The sequence below is a fragment of the Rhodoferax sp. ZS1R8 genome, from assembly GCF_056521325.1.
This window is the reverse complement of sequence record NZ_JBWMBA010000005.1, coordinates 433380-447550: the sequence shown is the minus strand read 5'-3', so window position 1 is coordinate 447550 and position 14171 is coordinate 433380. Positions and strand designations below refer to the sequence as shown.

The following is a 14171-nucleotide window of genomic DNA, read 5'->3' as shown; positions in this document are numbered from 1 at the left end:
CAGTAGATATTGCCGGTGTGCCGCAAATCAAGGCCCGATGGGGCCTATTTACGGCTCAGTTGGCTGCTGGGCGCCCCGACAACTCCAACTGCAGGCGCCGCGCATGCAGTTCGCGGTAGCGGGAAAGTGCAGCCGGGTCGCTGCTGGCGGCGGCTATGGCCAGCGTTTCCTGTTCCTTGATGCGGTCAATCAGCATGCGGTTGAGCAGGTCGCGCAATTCCTCTGCGGTATCGCCCGCGCCCTCGCCGGCTACCCCATTGGCCATGGTCGGGTCGGACATCAGGCGCAGCGCCAACTCTTCAGCGCCTTGGCCCTGCAGTTCGTCACGCAACGCGCCCCAGGCCAGTGGGCCGTGTTCGTGCAACTGGGTCTCCAGCCAGGCGACCAGAGGCCCGTGTGGAGCGGGCAGATCGCACAGCAGGGCATGGTCTTCGTTGGACAGCGTCTCCCACAACTCACTGTGGCCCAGCAGAATGCGCGTCGCGTGGTCGGCCCGGCTTGCCAGCGGGCCACGCAGCGGTGGGCGCACGGGTCGGTCGCGGTCCCACTTGCCCTTGCCCTTCCATTTGCCTTTGCCTTTCCAGCCGCCCCCTTTACCTTCCCAGCTGCCCTTGCTTTTCCAACTGGTGGACCCCTCGCCGTCCAGCGGGTGCCCCCAGCTGCTGAGCGGCGTCTGCCCGTCGAAGTCATCGGGTTGCCAATCACCACCTTGGCGCGCGGCGGACGGGGTCTTTGCGGGGGAGGCGTTATTGCTGGTTGTCGCCCACAGAGCGCCCAGCTCGGCGCTGGGCAGTTGAACCTGCGCAGCCAGTTCGCCAAGCAGTTGCAGCTTCAAGGCGCCGTCGGGCAGCAGGCCCCACAGCGGTTTGGCATTGCTGGACATGTGGGCGCGCCCCTCGGCCGTGTTCAAGTCGCAGCCCTCCCGTGCCGCCTCCACCAGGAAACGGCTCAGCGGCGTGGCTTCGGCCACGTAGCGCGCAAATTCCTCCTGTCCATGGGCGCGGATAAAACTGTCGGGGTCGTGTTCGTCCGGCAAGAACAGAAACTTGATGCTGCGCACATCGGTGGCATAGGGCAGGGCAGCATCCAGCGCCTTGCGCGCGGCGCGCCGCCCGGCGGCATCACCATCGAAGCTGAACACCACGGCATCGGTGAACCGGAACAGTTTGTGGACATGGTCGGCCGTGCAGGCCGTGCCCAGCGTGGCCACCGCGTTGGGAAAACCCAGCTGCGCCAGCGCCACCACATCCATATAGCCCTCAGTCACCAGCACATAGCCGTGCTCGCGCAGCGCGTTGCGCGCCTCGAACAGTCCATACAACTCGCGGCCCTTGCTGAACACGGGTGTTTCGGGGGAGTTCAGGTATTTGGGTTTGTCATCACCCAACACGCGGCCACCAAAGCCTATGCATTCGCCCTTGATGTTGCGGATCGGGAACATCACGCGGTCGCGGAAACGGTCGTAACGTTTTTCTTCGTTGCCCCCTTCTTCGGTGTTGCTGATGACCAGGCCGCTTTCCACGAGCAGTGGGTCGTCGTAATGCGGGAAAACGCCGGCCAGGCTGCGCCACCCCTCCGGCGCATAGCCCAGCCCAAACTGCTTGGCAACCCGGCCGGACAGGCCGCGGCCCTTGAAATAGGCGACGGCGCGGGCTGAATCCTTGAGAGCCTTGCGGTAGGCTTCGCCAGCCTTCTCCAGCACATCGGTCAGCGTGTTCTGCTTCTGCTTTTGTTCCTGGGCGCGGGCTCGGTCCTCAGGCGAGGCCTCGTCCTCGGGAATCTGCATGCCGTACTGCTGGGCCAGGTCCTTCACCGCCTCGATGAAGGTCATGCCGGCATGGTCCATCAAAAAGCTGATGGCATTACCATTTTTGCCGCAACCGAAGCAATGGTAGAACTGTTTGGCTGGGCTGACCGAAAACGACGGCGACTTTTCGCCATGGAACGGGCATAGGCCCATAAAGTTGGCGCCGCCCTTCTTAAGCTGCACATAACGGCCCACGATCTCCACCACATCGGCACGGGCGATGAGTTCCTGGATGAAGGTTTGCGGGATGGCCATGGCGGGATTGTAGGGAGGCCAGCCCCCCTTTGGCTGCAAGGGGCAAGCCGGGATGGTGAGTGATTGCTATCAATTGAGGAGCTACAAAACCTGTAGCGGCGAGGGCTAGAGACCTATTTAACCTTCGGCACCCGCCCCAGCAAATAAAACTCGGGGTTGGGCATCATGCTGGTCACATTGGCCATGCGGTTGGACAGGCCGAAGAAGGCGGTGATGCCGGCGATGTCCCAGATGTCTTCATCGTCAAATCCGTGGGCGTGCAGCGCGGTGAAGTCGGCGTCTTCCACGGTGTCTGAGTGCAGGCAGACCTTCATCGCAAAGTCCAGCATGGCGCGCTGGCGCGGTGTGATGTCGGCCTTGCGGTAGTTCACCGCGACCTGGTCTGCCACCAGCGGCTTCTTCTCGTAAATGCGCAGAATGGCGCCATGGGCTACCACGCAGTACAGGCAGTGGTTCGCGGCGCTGGTCGTCGTGATGATCATCTCGCGCTCGCCCTTGGTCAGGCTGCTCTCGGCGCGCAGCATCAGCGCATCGTGGTAGGCGAAGAAGGCGCGCCATTCGGCCGGTCGGCGGGCGAACGCCAGGAATACATTGGGCACAAAGCCGGATTTTTCTTGCACTTCCAAAATCTTGGCGCGTATGTCTTCGGGCAGCGTGTTGAGGTCGGGCAGCGGGTATCGCGGGGTGTTGTTGCGCATGGTGTTTCTTGTCTAGTTGTCTGATGGCCCTATCGTAAAGCGCCGAGCGAGGGATGGAAGTTGCCAAAGCGCTATTGAACTTGCCTATAGTTTTAATAAATAAATCCTACTTGATCGATAGTTCATAGAAACCTAAACTGGGACCGTTCCGACACAGATACCAAGACGCAGACACCAAACCACTTAGGAGAGAAATCCATGTCAAGCGAAGCCAAATGCCCGTTCCACCACGCAGCCGGTGGCGGCACCACCAACAAAGACTGGTGGCCCCAACAGCTGCGCGTGGATTTGCTGAACCAGCATTCCAGTAAATCCAACCCGCTGGGCGAAGGCTTCAACTACGCCGAGGCCTTCAAGACCTTAGACTACGCCGGGCTGAAGGCCGATTTGGTCAAGCTGATGACAGACTCTCAAGACTGGTGGCCGGCCGACTTCGGCCACTACGGCCCACAGTTTGTGCGCATGGCCTGGCATAGCGCGGGCACTTACCGCACCACCGACGGCCGGGGCGGCGGCGGCCGTGGCCAGCAGCGCTTTGCGCCGCTCAACTCCTGGCCCGACAACGTCAACATCGACAAGTCACGTCGCCTGCTGTGGCCTATCAAGCAGAAATACGGGCAAAAAATCTCCTGGGCTGATCTGTTCATCTTGGCTGGCAACGTCGCTTTGGAGTCCATGGGCTTTCGGACCTTTGGCTTTGCCGGCGGCCGCGAAGATGTGTGGGAACCCGATATGGACGTGAGCTGGGGTGCCGAGACCAAATGGTTGGGCGACGAACACCGTTTTGAGGGTGACCGCGTGCTGGTCAACAGTCTCGGAGCCACCCACATGGGCCTGATCTATGTGAACCCGGAAGGCCCGAACGCCAGCGGCGATTACATGGCCGCGGCTAAAGATATCCGTGCCACCTTCTACCGCATGGCGATGGACGACGAAGAAATCGTTGCGCTGATCGCCGGTGGCCACACCTTTGGCAAGGCCCACGGTGCCGCGCCCGAACACCACAAGGGTCCCGAGCCGGAGGCCGGGTCCATAGAGGCCCAAGGCCTGGGTTGGCACAGCAGCTTCGGCGGCGGTCATGGCAAGGACACGGTCTCCAGCGGCCTGGAAGTGACTTGGACCACCACGCCTGCGCAGTGGAGCAACAACTATTTCGAGAATCTGTTCAATTTTGAATGGGAACTGACCCGCTCACCTGCAGGTGCCAAGCAATGGGTGGCCAAAGACGCGCCAGAGATCATCCCTGATGCGCACGTTCCCGGTAAGTTCCACAGGCCCACGATGCTGACGACTGACCTGACGATGCGCTTTGATCCTGAGTTCGGCAGGATATCCAAGAAGTTTCATGATGATCCGCAATCCTTTGCCGAAGCCTTTGCCCGCGCCTGGTTCAAGCTGACGCACCGTGACATGGGACCGAAGGCGCGCTACATCGGCCCCGAAGTACCAAAAGAAGACCTGATCTGGCAAGACCCGCTACCGGTAGCCACATACGCACCCACGCCCGCCGACATTGCCGACCTGAAGACCCGGATCGCCGCGTCGGGGCTCTCGGTTTCCGACCTGGTCTCGGTAGCCTGGGCCTCCGCCTCCACCTTCCGTGGGGGCGACAAGCGGGGCGGCGCCAACGGTGCCCGCCTGGCGCTGGCGCCCCAAAAGGAATGGGAGGTCAACAAGACGGTGGTCAACGCATTGGCCAAATTGCAAGAGATCCAGAAAGCATCTGGTAAGGCATCGCTGGCCGACACCATCGTGCTGGCCGGTGCGGTGGGCGTGGAGCAGGCGGCCAAGGCTGCGGGCGTGAACCTGGACGTGCCGTTTGCCCCTGGCCGCGTGGACGCCACGCAGGCGCAAACGGATGTCGAATCGTTTGCCGCGATGGAGCCTTTGTACGACGGCTTTCGCAACTACAAGAAGGGCAAGATCAGTGTGTCTACCGAGACGCTGCTGGTCGACAAGGCCCAACTGCTGACACTGACCGCGCCGGAGATGACTGCATTGGTCGGCGGGCTGCGTGTGCTCGGTGCCAATGCCGATAGCAACTACCACGGCGTGTTCACAGACCAGGTGGGTGTGTTGAACAACGCCTTCTTCGTCAGCCTGCTGGACATGGCCACCGAGTGGAAGGCGGTCGACCCGGACGCCGAGCTGTTTGAAGGCCGTGACCGCAAGACCGGCGCGGTGAAATTCACCGGTACCCGCAACGATTTGATCTTCGGTTCCAACTCGGTGTTGCGCGCCTACGCCGAGGTGTATGCCAGCGCGGACGGCAAAGAGAAGCTGGTCAAGGACTTTGTGGCAGCCTGGACCAAGGTCATGAACCTGGACCGTTTCGACCTGGCCTGACACCATTGGGCACGTGTGCGGCCGGCGTCTGCCGGCCGCCGCTGCCACGTTAACGCGAGCAAATGGACGGTGCGAGCGCATACTAGGCCTATCATTCGAACCGAGCAAGTTGAAGTTCAGTTTGCACCGTTGAGGAGTCCACCCATGAAGCTCGTCCCCCCACTCGGAATCAATCCCAGTTTTCCTAAGGATTTCGTACCACTGATAGGTACGCCGGAAGACTGTGTGGACTGTGGCAAGGCCGAGCGGGTGGGATTCGACTTCGACTATGCCTTCCAACCCATCGTCGATGTGGAGCGCAAAACAGTGTTTGCGCATGAGGCTCTGGTGCGCGGGCCGAATGGCGAAGGCGCGTATTCTGTGCTGTCGCAGGTCAATGAGTTGAACCGCTACCGCTTCGACCAGGCCTGCCGCGTCAAAGCCATCAAAGGCGCCAGCCAGTTGGGCATAAAGGAGTACGTGTCCATCAACTTCCTGCCCAACGCCATCTACAAGCCGGAGGTGTGCATACGCACCACGCTAGCGGCGGCCGACGCGCACAATTTCCCGCTGGACCGTATCATTTTTGAAGTAACCGAGGGTGAGCGGATTGACGACGGCCCCTGGTTCGCGCAGATATTGCGTGAGTACAAGCGCTGCGGATTCAAGACGGCTATCGACGATTTTGGCGCCGGGTATGCGGGCATGAAGTTGTTATCTGATTTTCAGCCTGACATCATCAAAATCGACATGGACCTGATACGCAACGTGGACTCCAACCGTCCACGGCAGGCCATCGTTCGCAGCCTGGTGCGCCTGTGCGAGGAATTGGACGTCAAGGTGGTGGCGGAGGGTATTGAGACCCCGGGCGAGCGGGACTTCCTGCGGGACGCGGGTATCCGTTTGATGCAGGGCTACCTGTTCGCCAAGCCAGCCTTTAAAGCCCAGGCATTGGTAGATGCGCTGGCCTACGAAGCCTGAAGAAAAATGGTGTAAATCGGCTATAGGCCTCGCCAGACGGGCGTAAGAAGCTCCTTATTTGATAGCATATTGGAGCAATAGATCCACCGGCGCAGGCCGCCCAAAGTAGTATCCCTGGAACGCGTCGCAGCCCGCTTCGGCGAGAAAAGCATGTTGCCCTTCGGTCTCCACGCCCTCAGCAATCACCGTCAGGCCCAGGCTGTGCCCCAGCGCCAGCACGGTTTTGGCGATGACCGCGTCGCTTGGGTCGGTCAGTACATCACGCACAAACGACTGGTCTATCTTCAGCTGGTCCAGGGGCAGCCGCTTCAGGTAAGACAGCGACGAATAACCTGTGCCGAAATCGTCCAGTGAGAAACCGACACCAATGTCCTTCAGTGCCGTCATCTTGGTGATCACATCATCTACATCGTGCACCAGGATACTTTCGGTCAGCTCCAGCTTCAACAGCTTGGGGTTGGCTCCAGTGCGTGACAGCGCGTGCGATACGTTGGCTACGAAGCTGGCTTGGGCAAACTGCGATGCGCTGACGTTGACCGCCATCGTCCACGCAGCGTGGTCGGGGTGGTCAGCCCAGACCTTCAGCTGCGCGCACGCAGTCTCCAGCACCTGTTGACCCAAGGTCAATATGCATCCGGTCTGCTCGGCCAGGGCGATAAAGTCTGCTGGCGTGACCAGACCTTTGCGGGCATGGTTCCACCGCACCAGTGCCTCAACGCCGGTGGTCTTGCCTTCTTTGTTGACCTGTATCTGGTAGTGCAGCACAAATTCCCGCAGCGCTATGCCGCGGCGCAGGTCTTTTTCCTGGGCATCATGGTCTGCTACGGCAGCCTGCATGGCGGGATCGAAAAAGCGTGCCGTGTTGCGGCCCGCGGATTTACCCTGGTACATCGCCAGGTCCGCCTTTTTAAGCAGGTCGTCCATGGAATCAAGATCACCCAGGAACACCACGATGCCGATGCTGGTCGTACCCTCATGGTGGTAGTTGTTCAGGCTGTAGGGGGTATTGAACGCATCCAGTAATTTCATGGCGACTGCCTCGGCCTGCTGGGCCGCATCGTGGCCGTCGGTGCTCAAGGATTCCAGCAGCACGACGAATTCGTCTCCACCCAGTCGCGCCACACTGTCGCCTTCTCGAACGCAGGCGGTCAGGCGGCCGGCAGTCTGCTGCAAAAGCAGATCGCCCACGTCATGGCCCTGCGTGTCGTTGAGCAGTTTGAAATGGTCCAGATCCAGAAACATCAGTGCTCCGTGCCGGCCACTGCGTGCCGACGTGGCCATTGCTTGTTTCAGCCGGTCCACGAGCAGGCGGCGGTTTGGCAGGCCCGTCAGCGGATCAAAGAATGCCAAGCGGCGGATTTCCTCCTCGTCTTCGCGCTGCTGCGTAATGTCGCGCACGATGGCAATCAAAAGCGCCTTGGCGTTGCGGTAGATGCGCGATACGGACAGGTGTATTGGGAATAGGGAACCGTCCCTGCGACGCCCCTGAATTTCGCGTGAGATGTTGGTGTTTCCCATACGTTCTGAGCTGAAGCGGTGGCGCAGGTACTCTTGTTCAAAGTGCGCGTCCGGATCGCTGATCAGCACCGCCGCACTGCGCCCGATGATGTCTTGCGGTGCGTAACCAAAGATGGCGCTGGCGGCGAGGTTGAACGACTCCACGATGCCCTGGGAGTCAAATGTCACGACACCGTCTACGATGTTATCCAGAATGGTCTGTGTGTGCACCATGGATTCGCGCAGCGCGGCCTCGGACCGTTTGCGGTCGGATATGTCGCGGATCATGCCCATCAGATTGCCATCCGGCATTTGGGTGCCGATGACCTCGGCGGAGAACACAGTACCATCCTTGCGCCGCAATTGCCATTCCCGGTGGTATTCGACATGTGACTTGATGGCACCCATAGCCGTCTCGATGTGCGGTACCTCCGAGGGGATGACAATGTCTGTCGCGTGTAGCGTGATGAGTTCCTCCCGCACGTAGCCCAGCATCCGGCAGATGCTGGCATTGGCGTCCACGTAATTGCCTTCGGTATCGGCAATCAATATGCCGTCGGGTGCGTACTCAAACAAGGTGCGGTAGCGCGCTTCGCTGCGTAGCACCGATGCCTGCGCCAGACGGCGCTCCGTAATGTCCTGGAAGGTGCCCAGCAGCCGGGCGGGCTTGCCTTGGTCGTCCACTTCGACAAAGCCCCGCACACGCGCCCAGAAATGGCGCCCTTTGGCGGATACCAGCGGTAACTCGATATCCCACGGCGTCCCATGTTCAAAGGCCGCGTCTACCACGGCACGTATCTGGTGGCGTGCATGCTCGGCCACAAAACCCATGCCACTCTCGATGTCCGGCGATGTCGACGGGTCGACATCGTGCAGGCGAAAGGTTTGCAAAGACCACGTGAGCTTGCGGGTTGGCACGTCCACCTTCCAGCCACCCACTTGCGCCAACTCGTTCGTGCGTTCGAGTAGCTCCATGGTCGTGGCCAGCTCCTCGCGTATCCGGTATTGCTCGGTCACGTCACTGAAGACCAGCACCACACCCACAATCTGTCCGACTCGGTTGCGTATGGGGGCTGCACTGTCCGATATCTGGTACACCTTGCCATCACGCGCGTACAGTGCCGTGTGGTTTGCCAGGCCGACGACCTCGCCCTTCTCCATCACGAGCTGCACCGGGTCGACCGCCACCGTTTGGGTTTCGGTGTTGACGATGTGGAACACATCGGTCAGTGGCAAGCCTAAAGCCTGCGACCATGTCCAGCCCGTCATGCGCTCGGCAGTAGCGTTCATGCGGGTGATATGGCCGCCGGCATCGGTGGCGATAACGGCGTCGCCAATGGATTGCAACGTGATGGACAGGTTGTCCTCGCTCTGGCGCAAGGCCTCTTCCGCGCGCTTGCGGTCGGTAATGTCCAGGCGAACCCCCATCAGACGGCTAGCCTTGCCCGCTGCATCGCGCCCAAGCACCCGCCCCACGACGCTGACCCAGCGGTAGCTACCATCGGCGTGGAGTATGCGGGCCTCGTACTCGTATGGCAGGTCGGAACCGGCAAGCACGGCCCTGATGCGCGTGTCGACGGCTTCCCGGTCGTCCGGGTGCAGCCGCGCCATCCACTGCGCACGATTGGCCAACCCCTCCTGTGGGTCGTATCCCAGCATGGTGAAATAGGTGGGGCTGGCAAACCATTGTTCCGTCCGACTGGCGTCCCAGTCCCAAATGCCGATCTCCGCAGCATCCGTGGCCATTCTGAGCCGCTCGGCAGATTCGGTCGCTTGCGCTTGGAGCAAGTCTTTCTGCGCCCATGCACGTCCCAGGAATCGGCACAACAAAACGATGCCGATTGCCGCGGCTAACCAAATAGATGCTGCCAAGATGGCCAATTGCCGCCACGGTTGCAGGATGGTTGCGTAAGACTGCCCGACAATGACGATGAGTTCTGGCTGCGCCGACAGCGTTCTATATGCAAATATGCGCGATACCCCGTCGATGGGGCTGTCGACTCGTTGGCTTCCGAGAGCACTGGAGGGCAATAGCTCCTTGAAGACGCCGGTGTCGCTGAAGTTTTTGCCGATGCTGGGCTCATGGAATGGGCTGCGGGTCAGCAGAACACCATCGCGGCGCAACAGCGCGACGGAGCCGTTCTCACCCAACTCCATCTTCTGCCACAGCTTGTCAAAGTACAGTGGATCGATGGAGGCCACAATGGCGCCTGCGAAGCTTCCGTCGGCCGCCACCAGGGGCTGCGCGATGGGGATCATCCACTTGCCGTCCACGCCGTTCTTGACGGGATGGCTGATCAACAACGGTGTTTCGGGCGCAGCCCGTAGCGATGTGAAGTAGGAGGTCTTGGACAGATCGACCCCGAGATTTCCGGCACTTGAGTCGTACACCACACGGCCCTGCGCATCAGTGACCAATATGGCCTGCGCGAATGGCATGGTTTGCAACTGCCTGCGCAACAGTTGGTTGGCGGTTTCCTCGTTTAAGGTGCCGGCCAACTGCATTTGCGCCAATTTGCTACTGATGAGCTGAAGGCCTTGATCCGCAGACTGGACGGTGCGTGTGGTTTGCTCTTCAATGACCTGTGCGAAGGATTCGGTCAGGCGTTCGCCCGACTCGGTGGCTTCAGTCCGCAAGAAGGCGAGTGCCCACGCGACCAGGCACCCCGATACGACTACCACGACCGTCGCCAGCCAGAACAGTTGGCGCCTTTCCGATAACTGGGCGGACGCACTGGTGCTTGTGGCGTACGGCGGCGCTCCAAATTCCGGCACATTCGCTGGCATGCAAGCTCCCGTATTTCTTTGCACCACCAGTCTAAACCACTTGTTGCCAGTGTCGCTACCATGGTAATTTTTGGAGTCACCATGACCGCCGCGCCCACACCTTCTGTTCCCCCGTCGTCCACCCCTACGGCCTACGACCAAGGCCTGGCCACCCGCAGACTGGTCATGGGCGAAGATTTCGTAGCTGCCGCCTTTGCCAATGCCACCCCTTTTACGCAGCCTATTCAGGAGCACATCACCCGCGCCGCCTGGGGGGACGTGTGGCAGCGCCCGGGGTTGGACCTGAAGACCCGCAGCTTGATCACGGTGGCCATGCTGACCGCGTTGGGCAAGCAGAATGAGCTAAAGGGTCATGTGCGCGGCGCGTTGAACAACGGTGCCACGGTGGCGGAGATACGGGAAGTGTTGTTGCATGCCACCATTTACTGCGGCGTGCCGGCTGCGGTAGAGGCTTTTCGCTCGGCTAACGAAGTGGTTGGCGCCATGAGCAAAAGCTAAATCAGCCACTAGCCCCCGACAGACGAGCGTAAGCAGCTATGAATTCAGGAGCGCTTAGCGGTTTTCCCGAATGTGCGTAGGTGTCACCCTTGGGATCAAAGCGCTTGGGCCGCGACCTATAAATTCAAACAACCATTGCTTCGAGAGGGGCGGGCTTTTCAGCCCCGTGGAGTGGCATCCGTGGGGCGTCTCTTCAAGGGAGCGTAGGGTAGATTTATCGCATTTCCGGCGCGGCTGGGGGCACCACCACCGCCGTTTCTTTCTGCCGCAGCAGCTTGCGCTTGGCCCGGCCGATGTAATGCTCAATATCGTCCACGATGGAGAAGAAGCTTGGCGTGACCAGCAGGCTCAGGATGGTCGACGTGATGAGACCACCGATCACGGCCGCCGCCATCGGTGCGCGGAAGCTGTTGTCTGCATGGCCCAGGCCAATGACCAGTGGCAACATACCGGCCACCATCGCGATGGTTGTCATGACGATAGGTCGGGCGCGCTTGTGGCAGGCGTCCATCAGCGCGTCGAAGCGGGAGAGACCATGTTCGCGGCGCGCCATGATGGCGTACTCCACCAGCAGAATAGAGTTCTTCGTCGACACGCCGATCAGCATGACCAAGCCGATGAAGGACGGCATAGACAGCATCTTGCCGCTGATCAGCAACCCCAGGAAGGCGCCACCGAACGACAGAATGACGGATGGCAAAATTGAGATGGGATGGAAGAAATCCTTGAACAGCAAAACCAGCACGATGTAGATACACAACCCACCGGTCAGCATGGCGATCAGGAAGCCCGAGATCATTTCACCTTGTACCTCGGCATCGCCAATCTCCAGCTGCTGCACGCCAGCGGGCAGATTCTCGATGCTGGGCAGCTTGGCCACGGCGGCAGTCACCTCGCCCAACGGCACGCCGGACAACTCGACCTCGAAGTTGACATTGCGCACACGGTTCAGGCGGCTGACCACGGCCGGCCCGCCCGACATCTCGAATGTGGCAACCTGGCTCAGCATGACCGGGCCCTTGACGCCGGGCACCATCAGGCGGCCCAGCAGGTCCAGATCCTGCCGCGCATCGGTGGCCAGCTTGACGACGATGGGCACTTGGCGCTGGCTCAGGTTGAGCTTGGGCAGTGCCGATTCGTAGTCACCCATGGTGGCAACGCGCAGCGTCTCCGAGATGGCGGCGCTGGTCACACCCAGCTCGGCGGCTTTCGCAAAGTCCGGGCGTATGGCGATCTCGGCGCGCGTCAGGCTGGCGCTTGATGAAATATTTCCCAGGCCAGGAATCTTGCGCAGGTCTTTCTCGACCGCGGCGGCGGCTTGCGCCAGGGCTACCGGGTCTTCACCTTTCAGCGCCAACTGGTACTTCTCGCCCGAGCCACCCAAGCCGACCTTGAAGCGGGCACCTGGCAACTCTGCCAGCGCGGTGCGCATTTCGCTCTCCACGACCTGCTTGCGCGGGCGCTCACCGCGCTCGTCCAGCAGCACGGTCAGCGTGGCCTTACGCACCTCGGTGCTGGCACCACCCTGGAACGGATCCGAACCCACAGAGCCACCGCCCGCTGTCGTGTAGACGCTCTTGACGTGTTTGACTTTGCCGATCAGTTCGCGCGCACGCTCGGCCGCAACGCTGGTCTGCGCCAGCGTGGTGCCAGGCGGCAATTCAAGGTACACCTGGGTCTGGGAGTTGTCGTCCGGCGGAATGAAACCCGTGGGGATCAACGGCACCAGTTTCAGCGATCCGATGAAGAAGACAATGGCCGCAAACATCGTGATCCAGCGGTGGTGCAGCGTCCAGCGCGTGATGCGCAGGTACAGCGGCATCCATTTCGGCTCTTCGTGCACATGGGTGGACGGCTTCATGATGTAGGCCGCCATCATTGGCGTCAGCACCCGGGCCACGACAAGGGATGCAAACACGGCGAACACGGCAGTCCAGCCAAACTGTTTGAAGAACTTGCCGACCACGCCGCTCATGAAGGCGGTGGGCAGGAACACGGCAATCAGCGCGAACGTGGTGGCGATCACGGCCAGGCCGATTTCGTCTGCCGCTTCCATCGCGGCCTGGTAGGGGCTCTTGCCCATGCGCAGGTGGCGTTCGATGTTTTCCACCTCCACAATCGCATCGTCGACCAGAATACCGATGACCAGCGACAGCGCCAGCAGCGTCACCACATTGGTCGTGAAGCCCATGTAGTGCATGCCGATGAAGGCGGGGATGGCTGACAGCGGCAGCGCTACGGCAGACACCAGCGTGGCGCGCCAGCTGCGCAAAAAGAACCACACCACGATGACGGCCAGCACGGCGCCTTCGTACAGCATGGTCATCGAAGCGTCGAACTCTTCCTGCACCGGGGTCACAAAGTCGAAGGCCTGGGTCAGTTCCAGATCGGGATGCTGGGCCTTCAGCGTGTCCAGTGCCTTTTGTACGGCGGCGCCCACTTCCACCTCACTGGCGCCCTTGCTGCGGGTGATCTCGAAGCCGACGACCGGCTTGCCGTTTAGCGTCGCAAAGCTGCGCTGCTCGGCCACGGTGTCCTTGACGGTGGCGATCTCACTCAGGCGCACATGCTTGCCATTGCTCAAGCTCAGCTCCAGGCGGGACAACTCTTCAACGGTTGCCACCGTGGCCAGCGTGCGCATGGGTTGTTCAGAGCCACCCAGGTCGGCACGGCCACCGGCGCTTTCGGTCTGCACCGCTTTCAACTGGCGCGAAATATCGGCAGCTGTGGCGCCCAGGCTTTGCAGCTTCAGCGGGTCCAACGCAACCTGCACTTCACGGGTCACACCGCCCACACGGCCGACCGAGCCCACGCCACGCACGCCCAAGAGCGCGCGCGAGATGGTGTTGTCCACAAACCAGCTCAGCGCCTCGTCGTCCATGCGCGCGGACCGGATCGTGAACGCCAGAATCGGCGCACCCGATAAGTTCATCTTGCTGACGATGGGGTCGCGCAGGTCGCTGGGCAGGTCGCTGCGCACCTGTTGCACGGCACTGCGCACATCGTCCACGGCCTCTTGCGTGGGCTTCTCCAGGCGAAATTCGGCCGTCACGGTGACCATGCCGTCCTGCACATTGGTGTAGATGTTTTTCAGGCCCTGCAGCGGCGCAATCGCGTTTTCGATCTTGCGCGCGACTTCTGTCTCCAGCTGCGCCGGTGCTGCGCCGGGCAGCGCGGCCGACACGGTGACGGTGGGCAGTTCCAGATCGGGGAATTGCTGCACCTTCATCGCGTTGAATGACATGATGCCCGCCAGCGTCAGCAGCACAAACAGCATGACCGCCGGAATGGGGTTTTTAATCGACCAAGCAGAAACATTCATA

General features: G+C 61.0%; 7 protein-coding genes. 3 read left to right on the top strand and 4 right to left on the bottom strand.

The features are described 5' to 3' along the window. Nucleotides 1-55: 55 nt before the first annotated feature. Both dnaG and AC097P_RS19300 read right to left on the bottom strand, forming a co-directional pair. Nucleotides 56-2062 (bottom strand): DNA primase, encoded by a 2007-nt coding sequence (gene dnaG / locus AC097P_RS19305; protein ID WP_479612048.1) that lies wholly within the window; start codon nt 2060-2062, stop codon nt 56-58. 113 nt (nt 2063-2175) lie between these two features. Then, a complete protein-coding gene (locus AC097P_RS19300; RefSeq protein ID WP_479612047.1) occupies nt 2176-2760 on the bottom strand; it encodes a peroxidase-related enzyme in 585 nt (194 codons plus the stop codon). A 198-nt stretch (nt 2761-2958) separates the two neighbouring features. Here AC097P_RS19300 and katG point away from each other — a divergent pair, with 198 nt between their 5' ends. Together katG and AC097P_RS19290 are read left to right on the top strand one after the other, a co-directional pair. Then, nucleotides 2959-5106 (top strand): catalase/peroxidase HPI, encoded by a 2148-nt coding sequence (gene katG / locus AC097P_RS19295; protein WP_479612046.1) that lies wholly within the window; start codon nt 2959-2961, stop codon nt 5104-5106. A gap of 144 nt (nt 5107-5250) precedes the next feature. Further along, nucleotides 5251-6066 carry an EAL domain-containing protein gene (locus AC097P_RS19290; RefSeq protein WP_479612045.1) on the top strand — a complete coding sequence of 272 codons (816 nt, stop codon included), beginning with the start codon at nt 5251-5253 and terminating at the stop codon, nt 6064-6066. Between the two features lie 54 nt (nt 6067-6120). On the opposite strand, the gene AC097P_RS19285 is transcribed toward AC097P_RS19290, so the two are convergent. Then, nucleotides 6121-10350, bottom strand: coding sequence for a bifunctional diguanylate cyclase/phosphodiesterase (locus tag AC097P_RS19285; protein ID WP_479612044.1), 4230 nt, complete (start codon nt 10348-10350; stop codon nt 6121-6123). Between the two features lie 81 nt (nt 10351-10431). Here AC097P_RS19285 and AC097P_RS19280 point away from each other — a divergent pair, with 81 nt between their 5' ends. Then, nucleotides 10432-10848 carry a carboxymuconolactone decarboxylase family protein gene (locus AC097P_RS19280; RefSeq protein WP_479612043.1) on the top strand — a complete coding sequence of 139 codons (417 nt, stop codon included), beginning with the start codon at nt 10432-10434 and terminating at the stop codon, nt 10846-10848. A 214-nt stretch (nt 10849-11062) separates the two neighbouring features. Here the strand turns inward: AC097P_RS19280 and AC097P_RS19275 are convergent, their stop codons facing one another. After that, nucleotides 11063-14170, bottom strand: coding sequence for an efflux RND transporter permease subunit (locus AC097P_RS19275; protein WP_479612042.1), 3108 nt, complete (start codon nt 14168-14170; stop codon nt 11063-11065). Nucleotide 14171: the final 1 nt, after the last annotated feature.